We start from the raw sequence: 26092 nt of genomic DNA, 5'->3' as shown, positions 1-26092 counted from the left end.
CCGCGTGCCTAGTTCTTCGTCACGGTGGCTTCACTCAACACCATGGACCAGTTGTTCATGAAGTCCACCTGCTGCGCGCCCTGGCCCTGGGGCTTGTACGTCAGCGACGTCTTCGTGTTCAGGTGGCTGCTCATGTAGATGAGCCGCTGCATCGCGGGCCCCGGCTGCTTGGGTTTGCCCTGGGCATCCCGCAGCGAGTCCCGGAAGCGGGCGTTCAGGTAGGACGGCGGAATGGTCTGGTAGTTCATCCGCACCCGGATGGACTTCCACCCGCTCACCTCGGACAGCTTCACCTGATAGGTGATGTGGTCCGTGCCCTTCGCGGGCGAGGTGTTGAAATCCGGGTCACCGGACACGCTCGTGTCGTTGGCCCCCAGTACGGTGCTGAGCGGCTCGGTGAGGCTCGCGAGCTGCTTGAGGCTCAGGCCGAGCAGCATCTCGTCCGCCTTGCGCTGGGCCGGGGAGACCCACCCCTCGGGGAGCAGGCGGTTGTCCTTCACCTCCCTGAACTGCTGGAGCTCCAGGCTGGTGAGGAGGTTGTAGTCATCCACCGCGCGCAGCTCGTAGATCTGCGCCTGGTCCTGCTGGGTGATGACCTGATGGTTCGGCTGGAGCTTGGACGGGTCGGTGGTGAACTCGCTCGCCAGCAGCGCGCTGTCATCCGGCTTGCACACACCATTGCAGATGACGCCCAGCGCGTTGGGCTGACCGGAGGCCCAGAGCACCTTGCCGGACGCGTCCAGCACCTCGAACTGGAGGAACGCCCGGCGGAAGCCCGCGCCGCTGGGGAACTTGTGTCCCACGTTGCTGGTGACGGTGACGGGCACGCTCAGCATGCCGCCGCTCTCCGTGGGCGTGGCCACGGACACCAGGACCGCGGGCTGCGTCGGATCGAAGACGCCCTGCGCGGTGTTCACCGCCAGGTCCAGGATGGACTGCTCGGCGTTGAGCAGGTTCTGCGCGAAGGTGTAGCCACGAGTCCCGTCCTTCAGCGGCGCCACCGAGCCATCCGGGAACTTCAGCGCGAGGAACACGTCGTCCACCTTCAGCTCGCGGCCGGGCTGGAAGGCCAGGCGCAGCGCGCTCGTCCCGGCGGGAATCGGGGTGGGGCTCGCCACCTGCACACCGAGCCAGCGCTGCTGGGTCGCATTCATGGGGATGGAGCCGCTCGTGGCCGTCCAGGTCCCCTGGGCGGACTTCCGCTGCAACGCCAGCGTGCCGCAGGGCACGACACCATCGCAGTAGGTGGTGGCGCCCCACAGGACGGTCGCCGCGCCCGCCGCCTTGTCGATGAGACCCTGGTACGCGGACACGTCGACGGTCAACGTCGCGCCGCCGCTGAGCTGGAAGAACTCCGCGCCATGGCTGGGCTTGATGGTCTGCTGGGACAGTCCCTGTGCCCGCGACGCCACCGTGACCGTCTGCCCCGGGTCCGGCGTCCATCCGTCGGCCTTCAGATCCGCGCTCGGCCCGTCCTCCGCGCCGGGGTTGGTGACGAGGTTGGGGGTGCGCTCGCGGATCTCCGGGCTCTGGAGGTACGGCGGCACGCGCGAGTCCTGCTGGGCGTAGAAGTCCAGGCCCAGCACGTCAGGGAACTGCTGGAACATCTCGTGGACGAACAGGTTGATGCCCAGCAGCGTGTGACGGTTGTACTGCCGGGGTGGCAGGGACGTGTTGTCCCGGTAGAAGGCCGCCAGGGCATCGTTCTGCTGCGCCACCTTCATGCTGCCGTCATAGGGCGAATCCGGCGCGGTGATCTGCATGTGGCACGTCATGCAGGTGGCCGTGGAGGGGGCATAGCCGCTGTTGAGCCACTCGAAATAGGTGGTCTGTTCATAGGCCAGCTCCACACAGGGGTCGGACAGGAAGTCGGCGGAGCCGCTGAAGGTCGTCTGGCCGGGCGGGCAGCTCGCGGGGCGCTCGTAGGCGCCGTGGGCTTCCGCCTCCGCGATGGGCATCGAGGCCCGGTAATTGGTGGGCACCCTGGGCAGGATGACGACATGGCACGAGCCGCACACCAGGGAGTCGCGCAGGTAGCTGTGCCCGCCCACGGTGGCGGCCGTCTCCAGGCTGAGGCCCGCGGCGGCCATGGGCTGCGTGTTGAGGTGCTTGTCCGGGCCCACGATGGTGCCCGGGTGCAGGTTCATGGACGACGTGAAGGGGAACGGCGGTGGCTGGACGGTATCCGCCCGCGTCTTGAGGCGGGCCGTCAGATTGTCGCCAAAGAGGGTGCCGCTCGTGGTGCCGTAGAAGGCCGCGTAATCGGTGCCGTTCCAGGGCTGCCCGCCGTCGGGCGCCACGGAGTGACACGCGCTGCATGAGATGCCGTCGCGCCCCAGCGCGCCCAGCACCGCCTTCTGCGGGTCCTCCTTGGAATTCTCTGGCGTCGCGTACAACAGGTCGTGAGTGAAGGGCCGGTGCGAGCTCGCCGCCTGGCGCTGGGCCAGGGGGGAGTGGCAGCGCAGACAGAGGTTGTCCACCGAGTCGGGCTGGTGGGGCGACAGGCTCCGCGTGGTCTCCACCTGCGCGAGGAAGATGGGATCGCGACCCGCCAGGGCCTTCACGGACGCGCTCCAGTCGCCGAAGGGAGACCAGTTCGCCGCGAGCGGCAGGGCCGCTTGGGGATCCAGGAAGGATGGCGGCGTGTTGTCGTCCCAGAACTTATCCACGGTGGGCATCTGCCAGAAGGCCATGGTGGGCAGGGCCTTGTAGGTGGACGGGGCGTCGTCAGGCGGCGTGATGTCGCTGTTGGCCAGCCAGTCCGCGTCATGACAGGACTGGCACACCAGCGACGAGTTGAACCGCTGGCTGCCCAGGTTCAATCCGTTGTGCGCGATGTCCAGGGTCCGGTCGGGCAGCGCGGTGAGCGATCCCCGGGTCAGGGATGGGAAGCCGACGCCGCCCTGTCTGGCATAGAAGTCGAGGAACTTCTGGGCCTGGGGGTCGTTCTCCGCCAGCGGTTGGGTCAGCTTGTTGCCATGGGGAAAGACGGGATAGGGCGGCGGTACGGTCCCCGGCGTGGGAGCCGAGGTGACCTTGACCGCGAGCGACGAGCCCACGGCCTGGCTGACGACGGGCGGCGGGCTGGAGCCCGATGCCGGAGAGTCCTTCCTCCCCTGCCCCACCAGGGCCACCGCCACCGTCAGGGCGCTCACGCCTCCCAGCGCGAGCAGGAGATATCGTTGCTGACTTGTCTTCATGGATCCATTCCAGTTGAGGTGAAGAGGCGGCCGTCACGCGGCCAGGGCGCTCGAGGCCAGGGCCTCACGCCGGTTGCGCCAGAAGGGGGCGTCGGGCCACCGCCGCTCCTGGCGGTAGTAGTGGTCCCGTGTCCGCAGGTGCCCGGCGAAGCCCTGGTGTACCTGGGCCGCGTAGGCGTCGAGCGCGTTCGGGCGGCCCCGCAGTTGCCGCTGAAGTGCCTCGGCCGCCAGCAGCGCGGAGCCGAGCGCCTTGGAGATCCCCTGGGACGACAGCGGATCATACGTGCACGCCGCATCGCCCACCGCCAGCCAGCGCTCCCCGTGAGGCCGATCCAGCAGGCTCACGGGCGCCGGCACTGCCCGCAGCGGCTCTCCGGTGAAGTCACACGCCTCCAGCCGCTCGCGGGTGGCGCGGGTGCGCGCCAGCAATGACAACCACTCCTCCGGGGCACGCGGGTGCACGCCCCGCAGAGAGTCCCCGTCCCCCACCAGCGCGACCACGACGCGGCCGCCGGGCAGCAGCGCGGAGTACCACCAGCCCTCCGGGCATGCTTCCACCAGCGCCTGCGTGCTGAAGGCCATGCCCGCCCGCAGGCGGAAGTCTCCGTACAGGGCGAAGCAGCGGTCCACCACCCACCGCCGCGCGCCCTGGGCCATGGCGAAGGCCGCCTTCCAACCGGTCGCGTCCACCACGAAACGCGCCCCCAGCGTGGAGGTGCCCTCCGTGGGGTGTGTCAGGTGCAGCCGGTACCCCTCCGCGCCCAATTCCTCGCAAGCGGTCAGCGTGGTGGCGGTGCGGACGGTGCCGCCCCGCTCCGCGACCTGGGCGCACAGGCTCGCGTCGAAGCGGGCCCGGTCCAGATGCCAGGCCGAGCCCCAGGGTGACATCAGCGTGTCGTGATACCCCACCAGGGAGGAGCCCCAGCAGGACGCCGTGCCGCGCGAGGGCAGGTGCCCATCGCGCATGAAGCCGTCCCACACCCCCAGCCTCACCAGGGGCAGCCGTGCGTCCGGCGGCAGCGTCTCGCCAATACGCGGCGCATCATGGACCGTGCGCTCCACCAGCGTGACGGACAGATGCGTCTGGGCGCGCAGGGCGAGCGCCACTCCCGCGCCAGCGGGCCCGCCTCCGAGGACGGCGACGTCGCAGAGGGCGGCACTCACGGCATGTCACCATCCGGCAGCCTGCGCTCCACTTCGATGTACACGGGCGGCGGATCACCCCCCTGATTGGACGGGCCCTGCTCGGAGGGAGGCGCGTCCTGCCGGCGGAGGATGAAGCCCAGGCCCTTCCATTTGGCGACCATCTCCTCGTCTTTGTCGAAGTTGATGTCGGAGGGGCGCGTCCAGTATCCCTGCTGCCACTCTCCGTTGCGGTCGACGTAATTCACCTCGTAGGGCCGCTGCGAGGGCCACCACCACAGGGACGTGTTCTGCACGACCTGGTTGGAGCACTCGTTGAAGTCCGCCTGCCAGGGCAAGGCCATGTACTTGGTGGCGTCCCCCGGCTCCAGCCCTTGTCCGTCATGCGGGTTGGTGTTCCATTGCAGACCGGGGCCCCTCACCTGGCGGTGCTTGAAGCGGAACGGCTCCATGAAGAAGTGTGGATCGCGGCAGATCCACGTCATCTCGATGCCCGGGCAGAAGGGCCCGCCCACGCAGTTCTCCAGCACGCCCCGGTCCAACAGCTGGCCCGGCGTCGCCGTGGACGTGGGGGGCGTGTCGACGTAGTGGCCCTGGCTGAACTGGCTCAGGAAGAAGTACTGCGTCCGCGTGAGGGTGAGGAAGTTCCGCGGGACGTCCGGCGTGAGGGGGTTGTCCCCCGCCATCTTCGGCATGCGGCCCGGGTAGTCATTGACGGACTGCGGGTCGCGCACGAACTTCATGAAGTTGTGCGAGCCTGACCGGGGAAGCTCCGCGTGCGCGTCGATGCCCTGATCGTTGATGCGCGCCACCCATTGGTAGTCGGACGGGCGCTGGAGGATGGGCAGGATGTCCGCCTGGAAGTTCGGCTTGTAGCCGTCGTTGAACGTGCCGCCCTTGCAGAGCTCGGGCTCCAGATCACACTGGGTGACGAAGGTGTCTCGCAGGGTGTCGTACAGGGTGATCATGTTGAGGAGCTGGGGCGCGTAGGCTGGCGGCGCCACCATCATCCACGCGGGGAACTGCACCTCCACCCGCACCTGGTTCTCCAGGATGATCGTCGCGGTGACGGGCCCATCCGACACGTCGTCCCACCAGAAGTTGTTGTTCGCGTACGTGTCCAGGCGCGGTTGCATGTAGGCCTTCTCCTTCATGAAGGAGACCGTCTCCTGGATGTCGGCCTGGCTGTTGTTCTTGTCCTTCTCCAGCTCCATCGTCATGGCGGCGAGGAGCGCGTCCTGGGTGTCGTAGCACTGGTCGGCGACCTGCCTGAGCTCGACGAGGCGCTTGCGCTGCGAGTCGGTGAGGGTCGGGTCGTCGCTCAGGATGTTGTCAATCAACCCCGTGGACAGGTTCCACACCGCCGTCGTACCGGAGCGGCCATAGCCTCCCAGCGTGTACAGGTAGCCCTGGTCATCCGCGATGGCACTGCCCAGCGTGGTGATGTCGCTGTTGCCGGGGATGAGGCCCGACCTGGGGAAGGTCCGGGGATAGGACTGGCCCTGCGGGTCGTCCTTGGAGAACTCCGCGCGCTGGGGGTGCTGATTGCTGCCCCGGCAGGCCACGGTGCGGGGCCCCGGGTCGATGATGAGCGCCTTGCGCCCAGCCTCGTCCGTCGTGCGCGGGTTGCGCAGGGGGTGATTGGAGTCGTATCGGCCGTCCGCGCCCTGCTGCTGCTGGAACTCGTACCAGGCCGCCTTCTTGTTCGCGACATGGACGGTCCACTCGATGTCCACCACCCCGTCCTGCCCCGGCTGGACGCGCTTGCCCGGTGCGGTGGGGTTGCTGGGATCGAACGTGTGTATCTGGAACCGGGCCGCCTGCCGGCGGATGGCGCCGTCCGCGTCCCGGAAGCGGGTCACGTCCCCCCCCGTCCGCTCCTGGGGCAGGCCCTTCGCCACCTCGGGCCCCAGGTAGTAGTCCTCGCTATCCCCGACGCGGGCCACCCCGACCGCGGGGTGGATCTTGTAACTCGTGCCCATTGCAACGCTCCTCCGGTAGTACCGGGGAGCTCTGCAAGTTGGTGGCCGGGTCACCAGACGACCGGCTCCGAGGACGGAAGCGGTCTTGCACGGCGCTTCATTCCATGCCGGACGCGTCTGGCACCGGGCTGACACGTCAAGAGCACGGGATTGACGCGTCAGCCCTCTGGAGCTGACGCAGGTGCTGGAGCGAATACCGCGCGCCGGGGCCCCTCAAGGGTCGCGGTGCGCAGCACCCTCAGTGAGGGTCATCGTGAACTCCGTTCTCCCGTCAGCCACCAGGTCCTCACCGGCCCGATGCTCTTGATGTCCACTTCGCCCCGTGGCTCGAAGTCGAAGCGCTCGCGCAAGGCCAGACGCGTGGGCTCGGTCACCTGGATGCGGCCGGAAAGCCCATGCGACTCCAGACGGCTGGCCATGTTCACCGTGTCTCCCCACAGGTCATAGGCGAACTTGCGGGTGCCGATGACGCCCGCCACCACCGGCCCACTGTGCATCCCCACCCGCACGTCCAGCACCATCCCCGCCTCCTTCAATCGCGCCACCGCCTCCAGCATGTCCAGCGCCATCCTCGCCATCGCCTCGCGATGGTCCTCACGCGGCGTGGGCACTCCCGCCACCACCATGTAGGCATCGCCGATCGTCTTGATCTTCTCCAACCCATGGCGCTCGGTGAGGGCATCGAAGACGGTGAAGACATGGCCGAGCACCTCGACCACCTCCTCGGGAGCAATGGGAGCCGCCCACCGGGAGAAGCCCACTAAATCCGCGAACAACACCGTCACGTCCTCGAAGCGCTCGGCGATGGTCTGCTCGCCACGCTTGAGCCGCTCGGCGATGGGCGGGGGCAGCACGTTGAGCAGCAGCCTCTCCGACTGCTCATTGGCCTGGCTCAGCTGCCGGGTGCGCTCGGAGATACGGGCTTCCAGTCCCTGGTTGAACTCCTCGATCTGCCGCTGGGCGCGCAGCCGTTCGGAGATGTCGCGGAGGATGAGCGTGGTGAGCACCTCGTGCCGGCCGGGAACGTGGGAGACCGAGGCCTCCACGGGGAACCGCGAGCCCCCGGCGCGGATGCCCGTCAGCTCGAGCAGCCCCGAGGGCGGAGGGGAGACGTCGTACCCGGGAAGGAAGACGGAGAGGGGCTTGAGCAGCGCGGCCGGCGGCTCGCACCGGAAGATGGTCTGGGCGGCACGGTTGAAACCAATGATGCGGCCCTTCCCGTCCACGGTGATGATCGCGTCCAGGGCCGACTCGATGATGGAGTCCGTCCTCCGCCGCACGTCCTGGAGCTGCTCGTCCAGGAGCGCGCGGCTGATGCGCGAAGCCGTCATGGACGCGATGCTGGTCAGCAGGTGGAGGTGCTCCTCGGTGAAGAAGCCCTCCCGGGAGTGCTCCGAGTCGAGCACCCCGATGACCTCCTCGCGGAAGAAGAGCGGAACGGCCAGCTCGGACAGCCGCATCTGGTCGTCCCGGATGTAGCGGGAATCATTCCGCGTATCGGCGATGAGCTCGGGCCTGCCGGTGACCGCCACCGTCCCCACGATGCCCTTCCCCACCGGGATGCGGATGGGGTCGAGGATCTCCCTCGCCCCCGGGTTCTTGGGGCCGTGGGCCGCACGCTGGATCAAATGCTGGCGCTCCTCGTCCAGCAGGTAGATGACGCAGTCCTCCAGACCGAGGTGAGCCACGGTGCTATTGGCCACGTCCCACAGGATGTCATCAATGTCCGTCTGGAGGTGCAACAGAGAGGACGCCAGGCGGCTGAGGGCGTCGAGGCTCCGGGCCTTGGCCTCCAGCGCCTGGCAGCGCTGCTCCAGCTCGCGGCAGCGCTGCTCCAGGGCAGACGGTTCCGAGGGGACTGGCGCGGTGGGAGAGGGAAAGCGCACGCCCCCATCTTGCGCTCGCCTGACGGAGGTTCCGCAAGCCGTCCCCCCCCCAGGCAGGCATGTGTAGATGGGCTGGAAGCTGTCCTTGGAGTTGAGCGCGACGCAGTGCATCCACGCGGCGGCTCAGCCCGCTCGCGCTCTCGGCGGAGGAGGAGGCTCCACCGCGGAGTACCCATGCCACCCGCCCACGGGCAGCAGGAGCATGTCCCCGGGACCCAGCTCCACCTCCAGCCGCAACACACCAGAGCCGGGGCGTGGACGCATGGACATCCGCGGGGGGGTAGCTCAAGCCAGGTGCCGCGTCCACCATGCTTCACTCCTGCCGCAATCGAATCGCGGTGATGACCGCCTACCGCGCCGCGAGGAGGCCGAACGGTTTCCACTCGAGGATTTTCAGGTCGAATCCGGCTTGCCGCTTCTGGGCAAGCCAGTCCTCGAGCCCCATCAGCGCGGAGGCCTCATCGTCGAAGGTCTTGCTCACGCCATCCCTCGTCACGAGCGTCGTCCCCTGGATGATGGCCGACGTGTAGTCGGACTTCCCGTTGGCGTACTTGGAAAGCTCCCGCTCCAGGAGGCCCCGGCCAGGAATCCCGGTCGTGACGCGGAGGAAGTCCCCTGTATAGCGCGCCTCCAGCCGCCGCACCGCGCGCACGGCCTCGTCCGTGCTGTCGAAGGCGAAGCGAAGCGTCGTCTTGCTTCCGTTGTTGTAGCCCGCGTGCACCTGCACGATGGCCTCGAAGCGCTCGATCTCCAGGAACAGATCGCCACGCTTGCGCCAGAAGGTGACGCGCTCCGAGGCCCGTGTCGCCTCGAGGGCCGGCGAGGGCTCCAGTCCCAGGAACTTCTCACCGTCGAAGATGACCACCGGGAACTGACCCGAGCCCGTCAGCCACACCTCGCCCGTCTTCCGCTGCGCGTAGAGGATGGCGCGCGCGCTCACCGGGACCGGCGCACGCGCGACGAGGCCCGCCACGTCGATGCCCTGGAGCTCCTCGTCCGTGGGCGCGTCCGGCTCCTTCACCTGCCGCGGCTGGGGCGCTTCCGTGAAGACAGGCTCGTTCCGGGAGATCCGCTCGAAGAGTTCGTCGTGATGGACCTCGCCCTGGTCCACGTCGTAGAGGCCGGGGACGAGGAAGGTGGAGGCCAGCGACGCCGCTTCCTCTCCGGAGCGTCCCAGCTCGAACCGGTGCTTCACGCGCTCCTCTCCGTGAACGGCGATGTCGTGGTCATTCTCGTCGAGGAAGCGCGTCTCGAGCGCACCGGCGACGACGAGGCTCTCGTCGTTGTAGACGCCCTGGATGGCGTCACGCACGACGAGGTCTCCGAGGACCAGGAAGTTCCCCGACGTCTGAAGCCCCAGGCGGTGCACCGGCCGACGACAACGACCGTCGAGTCGGGCCCAGCGTCGCGGATGACGCCCTTCACCTCCAGGTCACCGAGGACGACGAGCGGTGCGGTGACGCTCAGCGACCCGGAGACACGCGCATGGCCGGTGACGACCGTTGGCTCGGAGACCGTGCCGTCCAGGACTTCGTCCCGGGCCTCGAGCAGCTCCCGCAACACCACGGCCGCGAGACCGATGTGCGTGAGGGGCCCAGGGCACAGCGCCTGGATGAACTCCGTGACGGAGCGCGCCCTGCCTGCTCCGAAGGCGTTCGCGAGGGTGGCGACATCGGGTTCGTCGTGATGGGAGATGGCTGCGAGGACGGAACCGTCGAGCCTGGTGAGCGTCGCTTCGGCCTGGGCGAGAAAGGTGTCTCGGGTGAGTTGCATGGCCGGAGCACTCTAGGAAAAAAGGACCCATGCAACGCCGACAAATTCCGATTGAACGACGAACCCGCTGTCGACGCAGGCGACCGTCCGGCCTCCTCACGAACACGGTCCAGGCACCGCGTCCCGGGTAGCCCATCTGGTGCGCCGTGAGCTCATTCGTCGCCAGCAGGTAGAGCTCCCCGGTCAGCTTCTTGGCCGGGAGCGCCTCATGCGCCAGGAATGCCGAGATAGACACCCGGCTCGGCGGACAGACCCCGCTTGACGTTGCGGCTCACCTCGTCAGCGAGGACCTCGTCCCTACCGGCTTCGAGCGCATCGAGTGTCAGGCGCACCACCTCGGTGGGGCTGGATTTCGGCGCGTTGACGCCATGGGCCATGTCGGTGTCCATGTAGCCGACGTGCAGCCCCAGCACCTGGGTCTTCTGCCCACGCAGCTCGTTGCGCAGTCCGTTGGTCAGCGCCCAGGCCGCGGCCTTCGAGGCGCTGTACGTCGACGTGCCGGGGAACGCCAGCCAGCTGAGCACGGACAGCACGTTGACGATCGCGCCACCGCCATGGCTGGCCAGGATCGGCGCGAAGGCGCTGCTCGTCGCCAGCGGCCCCAGGTAATTGGTCTCGAGCTCGGCTCGCGCGGCGGCCTGGGCGTCATGGGCGAGGAGCGTCGTCGGCTTCAGGATGCCCGCGTTGTTGATCAGCAGCGTCACGTCCCGGGCCTCACGCGCGATCGCCTCGACCTGTTCGGGCCGGGTCACGTCGAGCCGGACCGGCACGACGCCAGGCAATGAGATGGTCGATGGATCTCGGGCGGCCGCGTAGACCTTGCGTGCGCCGCGTTCGAGCAACACCTGCGCGAAGGCGAGTCCAAGGCCACGGTTGGCGCCGGTCACCAGCGCGACTGCATTCTTGATCTCCATGGTTCAGCTCCTGGGTTGTTCCGGGGTTGGGAAACGGTCCGCTCATATGATGATCATCATATTTCCGCGTTTCGCGCGTCCGTTCCCCACCGAGCCACCATGTAGGAATGTGCTCACCTGTGTGTTCGGGAAGTGGGGGAGGTAGCCAGGGACAGGCGAGCCCCTCCTCTCGGAGGGGAGCCTGTCATCAGGATCCAGGCCGCGCGCCTCGTCGTGGCCCCCGAAGCCGCACGCGACCTGTCCTTCCTGACGCGGCTCCAACCCGAGAGCCCAATCACTTCGTGGTGGCCGCGCCGAGCCTCTCCAGCATCTTCACGGCGTTGCCGTTCTTCGGGTCGAGCTCGAGCGACTTCCTGTAGCGGCTGATGGCCTCGTCCTTCCGGCCAGCCTCGGCATAGGCCTCGCCAAGGCTGTCGTGGGTGTTGGCGTCGTCGGGATGGAGTTCGGCGTTGGCCTCGAAGACCTTCACGGCGTCAGCGACCTTCTTCTCGCGCAGCAGCGAGTACCCCATCTCGTTGAGGATGCTGGAGGAGGGCTCCGCATCCGGGCCCGCGTTCTTCTCGTGGTTCTTGAACCAGGCGAGAGCGGCGTCGGTGCCCTGGAAGCGCAGGACCAGGTCCACCGTCGTGGCCGGGCTGTCGGGCATGGCGGTGAAGCCCTTCCAGCCGTACTCGGTGACCACGCTGGCGATGAGTCGATCGAAGAGGCGCGAGCCGTCATCCGAGTTCGTCATGATGGCGAGGCCGCTGCCCGAGTCGGAGAAGGCCATGAAGAAGGCGCGGTAGCCCTCGTTCGCGCCGCCGTGGCCGAACCACTCCACGCCGGGGCTGCGCATGAAGCCGATGCCGAAGGTCTCGGACTGGCGGGTGAGCATCTGCTTCGCCATGGCCGGGGAGACAATGCGCCGGGACTTGCCATTCCAGGCCTTGGAGACCTCGAGGGCGACGCGAGCCAGGTCGGACGGCGTGGTCCACAGGCCGGCGGGGGCCATCTCCGGGTAGGTGTGCCAGCGGCCCTCGAGGCTCGTGCCGCCGGGGCGCGTGCCGATGGCGGCCTGGGACTCCAGGGCCTTGGGGAGGGGCTGCTCGAAGGTGCTGTGCTTCAGGCCGAGCGGTGCGAAGACGGTCTCCTTCATGATGTGCGGGAAGGGCTTCTGGAGCCGGTCGACGAGCATCTGCTGGACGATGACGGTGCCGCCGCCGCTGTAGCGCGTCACGGTGCCGGGCACGGTGTCGACGCGCACGGGGCCGGAGTTCGCGGGTGTCTCGCCGTCGAGAATCCCCTGGGGAGAGGGAACGGGCTCACCCGCCGCGTAGCCGCGGAAGCCGTGGACCGTCGTGCCGGCGTTGTGGGCGAGCAGCCGGCGGAGGGTGACCTTCTGCTCCTTCGTGAAGTCGTTGTCCGGCACCTTCCACGAGGTGAGGAGCTCATTGATGTTCGCGTCGAGCGGCCAGTGCCGCTTCTCGGCGTGGTGCATGGCCGCGAGGGCGGTGACTGGTTTGCTGATGGAAGCGGCCTGGAAGAGGGTGTCGACGGTGACGGGCTCGGAGCCGCCGGCCTGCTTGACGCCGTAGGCCTTGGCCCAGACGAGGGCGCCCTGGTCGAAGACGGCGATACTGACGCCGGGAATCTTGTACAGCTCCATCCATTGCTGGAGCGACAGGCTACGGGGGGCCTCGCCGGGGAGGGTGATGGGTGAGAGGCCCGCTTCCACCCGGGCGATGCGTGCGGCCTCGGTGGGGCGCGCGAGCCACTGGGTGGCGGGCTTGCGCGTGTCCGCGGCCGTGAGAAGACCGATGGCTGCGAGGCCCGCGAGGGTGATGGAGGCGAATCGGGACGGAGTCTGGTTCATGGGTGGCTTCCGGGGAGGGCTCGTGATGAGCCGCCGTGGCAAGACGCCTACGAAAAGCTTCGGAGTTGATTGCATACACGGTCCACCGCCTGGCGCTTCTTGCCGCCCATGGCTCAGCGCGGATGGAACTGCTCGATGGTGATTTCCTCGGCCAGCGCATGAAGCGGGGCTCCGAAGGTGGTGACGGTGGTGAACCAGCATCCGTCCCTACCATCCCGGCTACTACGCGGCCTTCCTGCTCGATCCCGATGGAAACAACGTGGAAGTGGTGTTCCACGGGCCCGCGAACCGCAGTGCCGAGTCGGTCGTCGTGAAGTTCTGAAAATCCGTACCAGGTTCTGACCGGACAGCGGCTCGGCGGCAGGTGTAGCGCCGCAGCGTCACGCCCTCCAGGGTGCGGACGGAGTAGAGGACGCCGCCACCGTCGGGCACGGCGAAGTCCCGGAAGGTCTCTTCCGGCATGGCGATGGAGAGCACCGGCAGCGGGAGCGAGCACTCACGGGAGAAGCGGTGCTGGCGCGAGGCGCGCTCCACGGAATGCACGTACACCTTGCTCGAGCCCCGGGGGCCGACGTTGGCGGTCAAAAGGAGAGGGCCATGAGACAAGCGAAGAAGCTGCTGACACTGGCAGGCGCGCTGCTGGCGGGAACGGCTTTCGGTGGAGACAACCACGCACGGTACATCCAAGAGCATCAGCTCCGTTGAGGGGGTGGCACGACAAGGTCGTCTGCCGCGAAGCCGGGAAGCAACCCCCACCGCTCAGAGGAACTGGAGGTTGCCCTGGAGTGGAAGCGGAGAGGGGGGCGAACCCGGATGGAGGGACGTCCGCTAGGACGGCGTGTCCTCATGCAAGGACTTGAGGAGCGCGCGCAGCTTGTCGGGGTTGCGCGTGATGTAGATGGTGACGATCCGGCCCTCCTCGATGGCGAGGGCCGTGCTCTGCCACAAGCCATCGGCCTCGACGGTCACGAAGCCGGGCAGCCCGTCGATCTTCCCCTCGTACACGAGGCGGGAGGCGTTGGGGCCCGTGCGCTGCAGCAGCCCCGTGACGAAGCGCAGGTTCTTTTCCAGTCCGTAGATGGGATTGAGGGCCGCCTTCGCCTTGCCGCCGCCGTCGGAGTACAGGACCACGTCCTGGGCGAGCAGCGCCTGGAGCGCGCCCAGGTCTCCGCTCCGGGTCGCGGTGAAGAACGCCGAGGCCAGCTCGCGCCCCTGGTCTTCCGTCACGGGAAAGCGGGGCCGGGCCTCGCGCACGTGGCCGCGCGCCCGGCTGGCGAGCTGCCGGCAGGCGGCGGGATCGCGGTCAATCGCCCGGGCCACCTCGTCGAAGTCCATGCCGAACACGTCGTGGAGCAGGAAGGCGGCCCGCTCCAGGGGTGACAGGCGCTCCAGGGCCATCATCAGGGTCAGCGTCAAGTCATCACCCTCCATGGGCTCGACGATGGGCTCGGGCAGCCACGTGCCCATGTACTCCTCGCGCCGGACGCGGGCGGACTTCAGGATGTCCAGGCACAGGCGCGTCACCGTGCGCACGAGCACGGCGCCAGCGTCCCGGACGGCGGCCCGGTCCGTCTGGTGCCAGCGCAGGTAGGCGTCCTGCACCACGTCCTCCGCTTCCGCGGCACTCCCCAGCATCCGGTAGGCGATGCGGAGCAGGCGCGGGCGGAGTGGATCGAAGGTACTCGTGGGACTGTCTTCAGGCGGCATCACTGCGCGAGGCTACCGGATGAATGCTCCGGAAACCGATGGCAATCCGGTTCCAGGCGTTGATGGTGGTGATGGCCAGGGTCAGCTTCACCACCTCCTCCTGGGAGAAGTGCGCCTGGAGCGCCTCGTAGTCCGCGTCCGGGGCGTGCGTCTGGGAGACGAGCGTCAGGGCCTCGGTCCAGCGCAGGGCCGCCCGCTCGCGCTCCGTGTAGAGGGGCGACTCCCGCCAACCATTCAACAGGTAGATGCGCTCCTCGGTCTCCCCGTGCGCGCGGGCGTCACGGGTGTGCATGTGGATGCAGAAAGCGCATCCGTTGAGCTGCGAGGCGCGGATCTTCACCAGCTCCAGGAGGCTCTTCTCGAGCCCACTGCTCTCGACCTTCTCGCTCAGGGAAATCATGGCCTTCAACAGTTCCGGCGCGGTCGCGAAGGGATTCAACCTCGGGTCCATGTGCGGCTCCATTCCGGGCGAAAAATACCTGCCCGCCCCCAGGACGAAACACCCGGGCCGGCCGTGACATGGCCCCGCCTCACGATGATTTTTCCGGCTCATCCGCCAGGCCCGCTCCGGGGCGGGTTCTATTCCCGCCCGGACGGGATGGGGTACGGAGGGCCTAGAACCGCGGCACTCCTCCCGCGGCCCACACGGACACGATCTGCGTGGGGAGAGCCCACATGCTACCGAGGTCGAGCTCGTCGTCCCCCGCATAGCCCTTCTCCAACGCGGACAAGAGGCTCGTGAAGCCCGCGGTGAGCTGCTGCTGCGCGGCCGCGAGCCCACTGCTCCCCGTGGTGGGATAGGTCTTCAGCGGACCGCCGAACTTCAGCATCGCCTGCACCATGCGGAATCGCGCGAAATGGCTGAACTGATCCTCGAGATCGTTCGCGTCCTCGGGGCGAAGGTCCGACTCGATGACCGGGCCCTGGTTGCCCTCACCCTGCCCGATGATGGCCTGGATCACCCCATTCGCCTGTTTGAGCGCGGTGCGGCTGTCGCCGCCGATGGTGCTACTGAATCCGGTGTAATCGTCGTTCTTGTACTGCGGGTTGGCGAACTCGCTCTTCTGCCGGTGGTCCGCGCCGGGCTGGTAGAGCTCGTTCCAGCGCTGATTGATGCCCTGCTCGATGGCCATGTAGAATTGGCCGATGGAATCGTAGACCTCCTGCGGCCCGTTCGGCGCGCCATCGGTCTTGGGCTCGGGGGTCTCGATGGCGGCCAGAAGGGACATCTGCTCGGGGTTCACCGGTCCGAGCTGCACGGGCCTGTTGAGCGCGATCCAGGACGGGAACCTGTCGTACCGCGGCGCCCATTCGCCCGTGAACTTCGGCGAGTATCCCTTGGGGGCGAACAGCGCATTGAAGAGGTTGCTGGCCAGCTCGAGGTGCAGCATCTCCTGCACGACGACCGAATAGATGTTGTTGAAGGCGAGCTGCTCCCGGCTGCGATTGGGGTTCTTCTTGCCGCGGAGGGTCACCTCATGGGGTGGAGAATCGGCGCCCGTGCCAGGAACCTGCAAGGAATAGGCGGCCGTCAGGTAGAGGGGGATGGTCCACAGCTCCAGGTAGACGGCTTTCTGGAGATGGTCGAGGAGGGCGGCGTCGGTCCAGGTTTTGTTTTGCACAAGGATCTCCGAGGTTGTCGTGGGGGTGCTGTGGATGGATGTCGTGGAGAGCAACGTCCGCGCCAGGGAGCCCGCGGAAGACAGGCGCCAGTCATTTCAGTCCCTTACGGTGATGCCCGCCCCTGGGAGCATGCCAGCAACGGAGGCTGACACGTCAGTGATGGAGGCTGACACGTCAGCGGCGGAGGCTCCGAGAGGGTGATGCGACCAGCCATGCAGCACCGGCCCCGCCGAGCAACTTCAGCGTCGGCAGGCGGAACAGCTTCGTGAAGGCCCTGTCCACCTGATTCATGCGCTCGATGTCCTGCAGGCTCAGCCGGATGCGAGGTGCGTCCGGGACACCGAGGAGCTGCTCCACGAAGGCCGAACTCCTGGCGAAGCGCTCATCCGGCTCCGTCACCTTCTCCACCTTCGAATCCAGCCAGGCCTCGAGCCAGCGATCCAACTCGGATTGCGCCTCTCCGAGCACCTCCGACAATGCGTCATCCAGCCTCGCGAGTTCCTCCGCGCGCATGGTGGGATGAGCACGCGCGCAGATCTCCATGGCCGCGGACAGCGCGGGCAGTTCCTTCAAGGAGCTCTGGTCGCCGTAGAACAGGGACAGGAGCGAGGACGGCGCGAGGGTCCGCGTCCCCTCGATCCATCGCTGCCCCAGAAGCAACCGCCGCAGGTTCTCGAGAGCCGATTCTGGATTCATCTCCACACTCTTGCCACGATGTCACTCGCCTGATCCACACGCCCGTGGGCGTCCGTGCGGCCCCGGCGCCTCCAATGCCAATCGCGGAGCTCCAGCTGTCGCGCCCCCTCTCCACCCCCACGGCGCTCAGCATCACCGAGGCCATCGCCGCTCGAGGTGCCGGGGACCGGCAGGGGGACGCCCTCCGCGTCCAGGAGGTCGACCTCCAGCGCTCCCCGAGCCGCCTCCCAGCGCACGCGCACCCCGGCCGGGTGGCAGCAGTCCGCATAGGCGTACAGCCAGTCCGTATCCCCCGGGCACGCCACCTGGCCGTCGAGCGTCAACGGTCCATGGCCGAAGACGTGTGACAGGGGAGGGTTCGCCAGCGCCTGTTCCCGCGTGTCATCGTCTTCCCGCGCGTCATCGGTGCAGGCCGCGAAGGGAGGCCGGCAGCTCGTGCCCATCAGGGCCCCAAGCCCCAGCCATGCGCAACACAGGAGCCCGCGCGTGAAGGTCACCGGGAGGGCCGACACCGACATCTTGAAGAGCATGGCAGCCATCCTCTCACGAGCGCTTTCGCCGCGAGCCGCTTTGGAGCGGCAGCACCGGCTCGGCCAGCGTTGCCAATGCGTCCACGAAGAGCCGGACCTTGGCCGGAAGATTCAGCCGGCTCGGGTAGACGGCGTGGATGGCCCGCAGCATGGCGGGCCTGGGACCGAAGAGCACCTTCAGCCGGCCGTCCCGGACCGCGTCCCGGCAGAGGATGGCCGGCACGCGCGCGATGCCGACCCCGGCGATGGCCGCCTCACACGCGAACTCGAGGTCGTTCACGGTCAGGACCGGCTCGATTCGCGACTTCACCCCCTCCGCCTCCCACGTCTCGAACGCACTGAAGCCAATACAGCGCGCGGAGCGGAGCTCGCGGGCGCTCGGCGTGCCGTACTTCGACAGGAAGCGGGGGCTCGCCACGAAGTGGACTGGACCCTCGCCGAGCTTTCGCGCCACGAGTGACGAGTCGTCGAGCGGACCAATGTGAATCCCGACATCCAGCCCCTCTTCGATGAGGTGGACACGGCGATCCGCCAGGACCAGTTCCACCTGCGTCCGGGGATGGCGGGTGAGGAACTCCGAAATCACGGGTGTCAGGTAACGCCGCCCGTAGAGCACCGGCGAGGAGACCCGCAGCAGGCCGACGGGCTCCGCCTGACGCTGTTGCACTTCACTGTTCGCCTCTTCGATCTGCGCGGCGATGGCGGCGCAACGCTCGTAGTACGTCACTCCGGCCCCGGTGACCCGCACGCGCCGTGTCGTTCGCTCCAGGAGCCGCACGCCGAGCCGCTCTTCCAGCTTGCTGATGCGCTCGCTGATGGTCTGCTTGGTGATGCCGAGCTGGCGCGCGGCCCGGGTGAAGCTCTCCTCACGAACGACCGCGGCGAAGAGCATCATGTCGGCGGGTGAGATCATGACTGTCAAGCCTAGCCTGACAATGCGTCCACCCGCGCCCCTATTGTTCGGGCCCCCCGGACGTCGCATGTTGGCGCCTCCCGCCCACCGCAGGAGCGCAACACATGAAGCTCTACTTTGCCCCTCGAACCCGAGCGACGCGTGCCCGATGGCTGCTGGAGGAGCTCGGGGTGCCCTACGAGCTGGTCAGGCTCGATCTCGCTCGACAGGAGAACACCACCCCCGCCTACCTGGCCGTGCATCCGCTGGGCGAGCTCCCCGCCCTGGTGGACGGAGACGTCACGCTGCTCGAGTCCCTGGCCATCTGCCTCTATCTGGCCGACCGCTTCCCGGAGAAGCATCTGGCGCCGCCCATAGACTCCGCGGAGCGCGGCCCCTACTACCACTGGATGGCCTTCGCCGAGGTGAGCCTCGATCCCGTGGTGCTGGCGTTCTACTGGGACGTCCGGTCGTCCGAGGAGCAGAAGCCTGGCGCGCACTCGGAAGAAGAACTCACGAAGCACAGGACCCGCCTCGGGACCATGCTCGAGACCATCCAGAGAGGCCTCGGCGACCGGGAGTTCCTCGTGGGAGGGGCGTTCACCGCCGCCGATGTGGTGATGGTGTCCATCCTGCACCTGGCCCACACGCTCGGACTGCTCGACGGGCATCCGCGGCTGGTGGAATACGTCAGGCGCCACGTACAACGTCCGGCCGTGCGGAAGGCCGTCTCGGGGTGAGGCGCTCCGATGGGTCGTCCTGGCCCACTGACTCCACCGGGCGCGTCTCAGGCCGCCCGCGCCGCGAGCGCCCGCAGCACATCCGCGGTGTCCACCACGCGGCCGAACTCGGTCGCCAGGGTGGCCAGATGCACGCGGTGCATGGTGTCCGCGTCGAACAAGGTGCCATCGGGTGCCCGTTGCGCCCAGGTGTGGCAGGCATCACCCACCACCACCAGCTCGAAGCCGAGGTTGGCCGCCATGCGCGCGGTGGTGGAGACGCACATGTCCGTGGCGATTCCAAAGAGAACGACCTGCCGCACGCCAGCCGCATGCAGGCGCGCCTCCAGGTCGGTGCCAATGAAGGCGCTGTTCACGCTCTTGGTGATCAGCGGCTCGCCGGCGAGCGGCTCGAAGCCCGGCTTGAGCGCGTTGCCCGGCTGCCCTGGCCGCAGCAGCGAGGTGGGCGAGGGACTGTCATTGCGCACGATGACGAGCGGCCGCCCGGAGTGCCGCCAGGCCGCCAGGAGCTGGAGCCCGTGCGCCTCCATGTGGGGGTTGTTTCGCGGGCCCCAGGAAGGGTCGTCGAAGCCCTGCTGCACGTCGATGGAGATGAGCGCCGCGCGGTCGTGGAGTTCCATGTACTTGCTCCCGTGAGTGGTGAAACGGCACCCTAGGGAGTACAGCCGCCGGTCGATAGGTGGCGGACTGCCGCTCCACCGGCGAAGTGCCGGTGAGCACCGGGGATGGGCCCTCGGGAGGAGGCGACGGGTATGGCGCTGGACGAGCTGGACGGGCGGATCCTCGCCCTGTTGGAGGCGAATGGGCGGGAGTCCGCCACCAAGCTGGCGGCGAAGGTGGGCCTCTCGCGCTCCGCGGTCCAGGAGCGGGTGGCCCGGCTCGAGCGCGACGGCATCATCCAGGGCTACACCATCCGGAGAGGGAGCGGCGGGCCCCCCACCGGCGTGGAGGCCTACCTCTTCGTGCGGCTGGAGGGGCACGCGTGCCCCCGTGTGGCCCCCCAGGTGCGCGAGCTGCCGGAAGTGCTCAGCATCGAGTCACTCGCTGGCGAGCTCGACATGCTCATCCGCGCACGCGTCCCCGACATGACGGCCCTGAACGCCCTGCGCGAGCGCGTGGCCCACATCCCCGAGGTGCGCGCCGTCACCACGGCCCCGGTGCTCGCCGTGCACCTGGACCGGCGCTGACGTCCAGTCGTACAGAGGGAAGACCCTCACCCTGACCCTCTCCCAAAGGGAGAGGGGACATCCACAGCGCTGACGGACCAGGTCCAAGGACTTCGCGGACACTCCACTAGCGTGCTTCCGCGGCGGCCTGGAGCCTCACCTGCTGCTGCTTGCGGATGCCGAGGCTGAGCGGCACGGCCACCAGGGCGATGGCCGTGGCCACCAGGTAGACGTCGTTGATGCCCTCCACGAACGAGAACAACTCGATGTGGCGGCGCTCCGTCACCCCCTGCCTCACGAGCACCTCCGCCTCCCGGGCGGTGAAGGTGGACAGGAGCGACGTGAAGATGGCGATCGAGAACGCCCCGAACACGTTTCGCAGCCAGTTGCTGATGGAAGAGGCGTGGCCGCTCAGCTCGCGTGAGATCTGCTCCATGCCCGCGTTGCTGGCCGGCATCATGGAGAGGGCGATTCCCACGTTCCGCACCACCATCCACCCCAGCATGTAGGCGTGGGGAGTCTCCGGCGTCAGCCGGCTCAACGCATACGTGCCTCCCGCGATCATCAGCACGCCCACCGTCATGAGCGCGCTCGGCCCGATCGGGCCATACAGGCGCCCGACCACGGGCATGAGGAGCGCCATGGCCAGGGAGGCCGGGAGGAGGATCAATCCCGTCGCCAGCGGCGTCACGCCCTGGACCTGCTGCAGGAACAGCGGCACGAGGAACGCGCCCGAGTACAGGCTGATGGTGATGATGCTCGAGATGAGCAGCGTCACCACATAGCGGCCGTTCGTGAGCACCCGCAGGTCGAGCAGTGGAGCGCTCGTCTTCAACTCCCGGGTGACGAAGGCGACCAGCGACAGCGTCCCGAGCAGGAACAGGGACACGGTCTTCACATCCATCCAACCCCAGGCCCGCCCCTGGCTCAGGGCGATCAGCAGCGACAGGGTGCCGGTGATGACGGTGAGCAGTCCGGGGAGATCGAACGCCTTGGGGACCTGCAGGCGGTAGAAGGGAATGGTCCGCATGGCCAGGCCCACGGCGACGAGGCCCAGCGGAACGTTGAAGAAGAACAACCACCGCCAGTTGCCCAGGGTGATCAACCAGCCCGCGAAGGTCGGCCCGAACGCGGGAGCGAGGCTCGAGGCCAGGCTCCAGAGACTGGCGGCCAACGCCTGCTTTTCCCGTGGGACGAGCTGGTAGATGAGCGTCATCGTCACCGGCATGATGGCGCCGCAGAACGCGCCCTGCAGGAACCGGAAGCCCACCAGCGAGTTCGTGTCCCAGGCCACCCCGCACAGCACGGACGTCAGGATGAAGCCCACCAGGCTGGCCACGTACACCCATTTGAAGCTGAAGCGCCCGCCCAGGTAGCCGGTGAGCGGCGCGCTCGTGCCCATCGCGAGCATGAAGCCCGTCAGCGTCCACTGCAGCAGGGAGAGCTCGGCACCGAAGTGCCGCTGCAGCTCGGGAAGGGCGATGGTGATCGTGCTGGAGCTCAGCACGGACATGAACGACCCGATGAACAGGGCGAACATGAACGGCCAGAAACGAGTGGCCCGTGTCTCTTCGGGTGGGTTCATGGGTCTCTGGTGATTACCAGATCAGCGGCAGGCTCGTGATCGCCAGGTTGAAACCGCCCATGAACTTCGGCGGCGCCTGGGGGTCCAGCCGGAATGGCGGTACGCGCTTCAACCACTCCTCGTAAAACACCTTCATCTCCAGGCGGGCCAGGTTCAGCCCGACGCACCGGTGCGGACCCGTGTTGAACGTCTGGTGCGGATCCTTCCGGCCCAGGATGAACTGCTCGGGGTTGGGGAACGCCGTGTCGTCGTAGTTGGCCGCGGGCAGGAGCAGCAACACCATGTCGCCCTGCTTGAACTGGACGCCATGGCAGACCTCGTCGCGCATCACCCGCCGGGGCGTGGACGCGATGCCATAGAGCCGCAGCAACTCCTCGATGGCGCCGGGAATGAGGCCAGGCTCGGCCCGGAGCTTCGCCTGCAACTCCTGCTCTCGCGCCAGGTGCCGGACACCGAAGCTCAAGGCATTCACCACGGTCTCCAGCCCCCCGAGGAACAGGGTGATGCTGTAGCCCAGCATCTCCTGGAACGTGGGGTTGCGGCCCTGGATGTTCGCGTCGAGCAGCTTGCTGATCAGATCATCCTCGCGCTTCTCCTGCCGGGCCTTGATGACCTCCGCCAGGATTCCCGCGATGCGCTTGAAGGTCATCTCGCGGGTCGCGGCATCCACCGTGGCGGACGTCGCCTGCGTGGCCAGGTCACGGAACTCCGCCAGACGGTCGGTCGGCATGCCGGCCAGCTTCATGAACAACGTGACGGGAAGCGGCTCGGCGACCTCCGAGAAGAAGTCGCAGCGCCCCGCGGCGAGCACCTTGTCGATGAGCTCGTTCGCCATGTCCCGGATCGCCGTCTCGAGTCCGGCAAGGGTCTTGGCCGCCAGCGGCTGATTGAGCGGTGCCCGGTACGCCGTGTGCTGCGGCGGATCCGTCGCGATGGGCAGCATCACGAACCCCTGCTGCTCCTTGTGGCCCCCCGCGTGGCCCTCCTTGTGTTCCCCCGAGGCAGCGGCGGCGAGGAAGCCGTTGCTGTAGACCTCCGGGTTCATCGTGATGTCCACGATGGCCTTCTTCCGGGTCACGAACCACATGCCCCCATTGAACGGGGAGAAGAAGATGGGCGGGGCCTCGAGGATGAGCGAGCGCATCCGGGCGTGAGGATCCTCCAACATCCGAGGATCCCTGGCGTTGTCGTACTCGTAGACCAGCTCCGGCGGGACGTGCGCGGGAATCTTGTCCAACTTCTGTCCGCTAAAGGCGCTCATGTTCGAACTCTCGGGTTGTTGGAGGAAGAAGCGCGGGGACCTGTCCGGTCCTCACTCGCTCGTCTGCGAGACGGGGAGACGGACCACCAGCCCGTCCAGCGCGGGCGTCACCTTGAGCTGACAGGTCAGCCGGCTGTTGGGTTGCACGTGGTAGGCGCAGGAGATCATCCCCTCCTCCGCCGCATCCGGCGCGGGGAGCTTCGTCGTCCAGGCCTCATCCACATAGCCGTGGCAGGTCGCGCAACTGGCGAAACCGCCGCACTCGGCGACGATTCCCGGCACGAGGTTATCCATCGCCGCCTGCATGACGGACTGGCCCTCCTGCGCCTCGACCTGGTGCTCCTTCCCGTCCGCCTCGATGAATGTGATCTTCGCCATGTTGGATTCCTTCCGGGTGTTGTCTGTCTTCAGGCAGCGAAGCTGTTGAGCGGAACGGCCGCATCGCCCAGGCGGGTGGCGTCCACCTCCACCCGGCTCGACACCAGCCGCTTCGCGACCATGAACTCCGCGGGCCTGCCGATGACGTCCGCGGCGATGACCCGTCTGTCCTTGAGGTAGAAGGCCGAGAACTCCTTGCCCTCGGCGGAGCCCCGCGTGACGCACTGCTCGTAGCCGGTGGAGAGCCCCACCATCTGCAGCTTCAAGCCGTACTGGTCCGACCAGAACCAGGGAATGGCGGCATACGGCTCCCGCTTGCCCATCAACGTGGCCACCGCGACACGCGCATGCTCGATGGCATTGGGCACGGACTCGAGCCGGATGCGTCCACCCGTGTAGGCACTGGGCTGATTCGCGCAGTCCCCGACGGCGAGGATGTCCGGATCGGCCGTACAGGCGTACTCGTCCACGACGATGCCATTGTCGACGGCCAGGCCCGCCGCGGAGGCCAGCTCCGTGTTGGGAGTGAGGCCGATTCCCACCAGCACCAGGTCGGCCTCGAGCAGCTCCGGTACGCCCTGATACGCGAGGCTCACCCCGCGCACCTGGCGCCGCGCCTCGTCGAGCTCCAGGCCCCGCACCTCGCACGCGAGCCGGAATTGTACGCCCCGCTCGCGGTGGAGCCGCTCGATGAACGAGGACACCTCCGGCCCCGTCACGCGGGAGAGCAGGCGAGGCGCCGCCTCGAGCAGCGTCACCTGGAGCCCGAGCTGTACGGCCACCGCCGCGACCTCGAGTCCCACGTAGCCGCCACCGATGATGACCAGCCGATTGCCGGAAACGAACCGCCCACGCATCGCCTCCACGTCGGAGATGGAGCGCAGGGCGAACAGGTTCTCGGGCCGGGCCCCTTCCAGCCCGGGAAGATTCAACGGACGCGCCCGGCCTCCCGTGGCCAGCACGAGCTTGTCGTAACCGAGCCGGCTCCCATCCCCGAGGGAGATCTCCCGCGAGGAGCGGTGAATGGCCTCGACGCGCGTGCCGGTCTTCAGCTCGATCTCGAAGCGCTCATAGGTCGCCAGCGGCTTGAGGTAGAGGTCGCTCAGCGCCACCTTCCCCTGCAGGAAGCCTTTCGAGAGCGGAGGCCGCTGGTAGGGAGGATGCGCCTCGTCTCCCAGCAGGAGGACGCGCCCCTTGTAGCCGTGCTTCCGCAAGCCGGCGGCCAGCTCGCCACCGGCCTGGCCGGCACCCACGATGACGATGCGCTCTTCCATTGCCACGATGTTCCTCCAGCGAGCTCACCGGCGGGCGGTGACGGGGGCCAGCCACAATCCGACGATCGCGTCGACCAGCCCGGAAGCGGTGGACTCCCAGGTCGAGCGGGGTGCCGCGGTGCCTGCTTGCAGCGCGCGTTCCCGCTCGGCGCACATGTGAACGATCAGCAACCGGCACATGTCTCCCCGCTCCTGCTTCACGTCCTCGGGGAGACGCGGGAGCAGCCGGAAGACGCCTTCGATGGTCTCCTGCATCGAGGGCGAGGACGCCGCCTCGCTGCTCACCAGCTTCCGCAAGGAGGGATGGGTCATGATCTGCGCGAGGAACCGCGCGTACCAGGAGGGGCTGCCCAGCGAAGCGAGGTGCTCGACGTTGGGCTTCACGAGGCAGGACATCCAGTCGCGCAGATCAGGTGAGCCGGTGATCTCCGCCAGCATCTCGGTCCGCCGCCGCTCGATCGACTCGGAGTGCCGGCGCACGATGGCCACCACGAGGTCATCCTTGGTGCCGAAGTGGTAGCCCACCGCGAAGTTGTTCGACTGGCCCGCCGCCTCGCTCACCTGGCGGTTGGAGACCGCCTCCACCCCGTGCTCCGCGAACAACCGCTCCGCCGTGACGAGGAGCAGCTCACGGGTCTCGCTGCTCCGGTCGGACTTGCCCGAGCTCAATGCAGTGGCTCCACGTGGGCGCACAACCGCTCACGCAGCGTGGCCACGGGCGTCTCCCAGTGGTGCTCGAACCAGAAGTCGAGGAACAGCTTGGACGCACGGCCCCGGTGATAGGCGGCCCACACGCGCCGCAGGTACTCGGAGCGCGCCACGCCGGACTGCGGCGTCTTGAGTTGTCCCAGCGTGCCCATCGTCAGGATGAGCCTCGCGGTGTGGATCCCCAGGTTGCCCAGGACGTACGCCTGCAGCTCCATCTCGCCCACCACGTCCGTGCCGTAGCCCGTCAGCAGGTGCAACACGTCATGCGTCTCGCGGTAGCGCTTGCCGATGTAGTCGATGTCGTTCTTGATCTTCAGCGTCGTCTCGAACGGGAAGATCTTGTTGTCGCGGTAGTAGCGCGCGTACTCACGGCCGAGTGTTCCCTCCGGCAGGCGCTCGAGCGCGTTCAGATCCAGATCCTTGGCCTCGAGAGAGGGGCGCTCGGACAGCATGCGGCGCCCGTCCTCGCTGCGCTGGAGCCGCTGGACGAGCGTGGCGTAGACGTTGAGGTCCAGGCAGATGTTGATCGTCTGGCCGTAGTCGGGATTGCCCTCGTTGCCTGGAATCACCTTCAGGATCCGGGTCGCCAGGCGCAGGCGGGTGAACAGGGAGGCGTTCTCGGGCAGGACCAGGGTCTTGGGATCGATCGGAGGCTTCGGCGGAGGGGGAGCGTGGAACGGCTCATCCAGGACCTGCGCGCGGTCGTCGGCACTCATCATGACCTCATGGCCTCCGGGGGGTAGTGGCTCGTCCTCGAGCCCACGCGAAGAGAATTAAGTCAA

Annotated in this window: 24 protein-coding genes; 2 read left to right on the top strand and 22 right to left on the bottom strand. The window is 67.8% G+C overall.

Translation table 11 applies throughout. The annotated features are described in order from the left end of the window. Positions 1 to 8: 8 nt before the first annotated feature. The 15 genes from Q664_RS27925 to Q664_RS27860 all read right to left on the bottom strand — a co-directional run bounded on the left by Q664_RS27925 (position 9) and on the right by Q664_RS27860 (position 18219). Positions 9 to 3200: a hypothetical protein gene (locus tag Q664_RS27925; protein ID WP_043402419.1), complete on the bottom strand. Its 3192-nt coding sequence runs from the start codon at positions 3198 to 3200 to the stop codon at positions 9 to 11. Between the two features lie 33 nt (positions 3201 to 3233). Further along, positions 3234 to 4364 (bottom strand): FAD-dependent monooxygenase, encoded by a 1131-nt coding sequence (locus tag Q664_RS27920; protein WP_043402416.1) that lies wholly within the window; start codon positions 4362 to 4364, stop codon positions 3234 to 3236. Further along, a complete protein-coding gene (locus Q664_RS27915; protein ID WP_043402413.1) occupies positions 4361 to 6325 on the bottom strand; it encodes a LodA/GoxA family CTQ-dependent oxidase in 1965 nt (654 codons plus the stop codon). Before Q664_RS27915 ends, Q664_RS27920 begins: the two co-directional genes overlap by 4 nt. A gap of 248 nt (positions 6326 to 6573) precedes the next feature. Beyond that, positions 6574 to 8211: an adenylate/guanylate cyclase domain-containing protein gene (locus Q664_RS52725; RefSeq protein ID WP_052518747.1), complete on the bottom strand. Its 1638-nt coding sequence runs from the start codon at positions 8209 to 8211 to the stop codon at positions 6574 to 6576. 123 nt (positions 8212 to 8334) lie between these two features. Beyond that, the gene (locus Q664_RS59385) at positions 8335 to 8481 is read right to left on the bottom strand and encodes a hypothetical protein (protein WP_160174520.1); all 147 of its coding nucleotides are present in this window, start codon (positions 8479 to 8481) and stop codon (positions 8335 to 8337) included. A gap of 79 nt (positions 8482 to 8560) precedes the next feature. After that, positions 8561 to 9523: a hypothetical protein gene (locus Q664_RS27905; RefSeq protein WP_235216901.1), complete on the bottom strand. Its 963-nt coding sequence runs from the start codon at positions 9521 to 9523 to the stop codon at positions 8561 to 8563. 667 nt (positions 9524 to 10190) lie between these two features. Beyond that, positions 10191 to 10898, bottom strand: coding sequence for an SDR family oxidoreductase (locus Q664_RS27900; RefSeq protein ID WP_043402409.1), 708 nt, complete (start codon positions 10896 to 10898; stop codon positions 10191 to 10193). A 274-nt stretch (positions 10899 to 11172) separates the two neighbouring features. Continuing rightward, on the bottom strand, positions 11173 to 12750 hold the full coding sequence (locus Q664_RS27895) for a serine hydrolase (RefSeq protein WP_043402406.1): 1578 nt from the start codon (positions 12748 to 12750) through the stop codon (positions 11173 to 11175). A 222-nt stretch (positions 12751 to 12972) separates the two neighbouring features. Beyond that, positions 12973 to 13335: a hypothetical protein gene (locus Q664_RS62720; RefSeq protein WP_160174519.1), complete on the bottom strand. Its 363-nt coding sequence runs from the start codon at positions 13333 to 13335 to the stop codon at positions 12973 to 12975. Between the two features lie 243 nt (positions 13336 to 13578). Continuing rightward, entirely contained in the window at positions 13579 to 14457 is an 879-nt protein-coding gene (locus tag Q664_RS27885) for a sigma-70 family RNA polymerase sigma factor (protein ID WP_043402400.1), read from the bottom strand. Then, entirely contained in the window at positions 14447 to 14908 is a 462-nt protein-coding gene (locus tag Q664_RS27880) for a carboxymuconolactone decarboxylase family protein (protein ID WP_043402398.1), read from the bottom strand. The genes Q664_RS27885 and Q664_RS27880 overlap by 11 nt, the downstream gene beginning before the upstream one ends. Before the next feature lie 163 nt (positions 14909 to 15071). Next, entirely contained in the window at positions 15072 to 16079 is a 1008-nt protein-coding gene (locus tag Q664_RS27875) for a ferritin-like domain-containing protein (protein WP_043402396.1), read from the bottom strand. Positions 16080 to 16254: 175 nt separating this feature from the next. Continuing rightward, the gene (locus Q664_RS27870) at positions 16255 to 16776 is read right to left on the bottom strand and encodes a hypothetical protein (protein WP_043402394.1); all 522 of its coding nucleotides are present in this window, start codon (positions 16774 to 16776) and stop codon (positions 16255 to 16257) included. Next, the gene (locus Q664_RS27865) at positions 16773 to 17306 is read right to left on the bottom strand and encodes a hypothetical protein (RefSeq protein ID WP_043402392.1); all 534 of its coding nucleotides are present in this window, start codon (positions 17304 to 17306) and stop codon (positions 16773 to 16775) included. Before Q664_RS27865 ends, Q664_RS27870 begins: the two co-directional genes overlap by 4 nt. Positions 17307 to 17319: 13 nt before the next feature. Then, positions 17320 to 18219: a LysR family transcriptional regulator gene (locus tag Q664_RS27860; protein ID WP_043402389.1), complete on the bottom strand. Its 900-nt coding sequence runs from the start codon at positions 18217 to 18219 to the stop codon at positions 17320 to 17322. Between the two features lie 104 nt (positions 18220 to 18323). On the opposite strand from Q664_RS27860, the gene Q664_RS27855 reads away from it, so the two are divergent. After that, entirely contained in the window at positions 18324 to 18938 is a 615-nt protein-coding gene (locus Q664_RS27855) for a glutathione S-transferase family protein (protein ID WP_043402386.1), read from the top strand. A 47-nt stretch (positions 18939 to 18985) separates the two neighbouring features. On the opposite strand, the gene Q664_RS27850 is transcribed toward Q664_RS27855, so the two are convergent. Beyond that, on the bottom strand, positions 18986 to 19558 hold the full coding sequence (locus Q664_RS27850) for a cysteine hydrolase family protein (RefSeq protein WP_043402384.1): 573 nt from the start codon (positions 19556 to 19558) through the stop codon (positions 18986 to 18988). 132 nt (positions 19559 to 19690) lie between these two features. Between Q664_RS27850 and Q664_RS27845 the strand changes: the two genes are divergently transcribed. After that, complete coding sequence (locus tag Q664_RS27845; protein ID WP_052518746.1) at positions 19691 to 20125, top strand: Lrp/AsnC family transcriptional regulator; 435 nt, start codon at positions 19691 to 19693, stop codon at positions 20123 to 20125. Between the two features lie 106 nt (positions 20126 to 20231). Here the strand turns inward: Q664_RS27845 and Q664_RS27840 are convergent, their stop codons facing one another. The 6 genes from Q664_RS27840 to Q664_RS52720 are packed head-to-tail and all read right to left on the bottom strand — an operon-like array spanning position 20232 to position 26029. Then, entirely contained in the window at positions 20232 to 21689 is a 1458-nt protein-coding gene (locus Q664_RS27840; RefSeq protein ID WP_043402379.1) for a DHA2 family efflux MFS transporter permease subunit, read from the bottom strand. Between the two features lie 13 nt (positions 21690 to 21702). Continuing rightward, positions 21703 to 22950, bottom strand: a complete 1248-nt coding sequence (locus Q664_RS27835; RefSeq protein ID WP_063934771.1) for a cytochrome P450 — start codon at positions 22948 to 22950, stop codon at positions 21703 to 21705. Positions 22951 to 23001: 51 nt separating this feature from the next. Further along, positions 23002 to 23328 carry a 2Fe-2S iron-sulfur cluster-binding protein gene (locus Q664_RS27830; protein WP_043402373.1) on the bottom strand — a complete coding sequence of 109 codons (327 nt, stop codon included), beginning with the start codon at positions 23326 to 23328 and terminating at the stop codon, positions 23002 to 23004. A gap of 29 nt (positions 23329 to 23357) precedes the next feature. Next, a complete protein-coding gene (locus tag Q664_RS27825; RefSeq protein ID WP_043402371.1) occupies positions 23358 to 24602 on the bottom strand; it encodes an NAD(P)/FAD-dependent oxidoreductase in 1245 nt (414 codons plus the stop codon). 24 nt (positions 24603 to 24626) lie between these two features. Next, positions 24627 to 25271 carry a TetR/AcrR family transcriptional regulator gene (locus tag Q664_RS27820; protein ID WP_043402369.1) on the bottom strand — a complete coding sequence of 215 codons (645 nt, stop codon included), beginning with the start codon at positions 25269 to 25271 and terminating at the stop codon, positions 24627 to 24629. Continuing rightward, the gene (locus Q664_RS52720; protein WP_052518745.1) at positions 25268 to 26029 is read right to left on the bottom strand and encodes a Coq4 family protein; all 762 of its coding nucleotides are present in this window, start codon (positions 26027 to 26029) and stop codon (positions 25268 to 25270) included. Before Q664_RS52720 ends, Q664_RS27820 begins: the two co-directional genes overlap by 4 nt. Positions 26030 to 26092 lie beyond the last annotated feature (63 nt).

This window comes from Archangium violaceum Cb vi76 (genome assembly GCF_000733295.1).
Taxonomy (GTDB): domain Bacteria; phylum Myxococcota; class Myxococcia; order Myxococcales; family Myxococcaceae; genus Archangium; species Archangium violaceum.
Note: the sequence above shows the minus strand (reverse complement) of the source record. Positions and strands in the feature narration are given on the sequence as shown.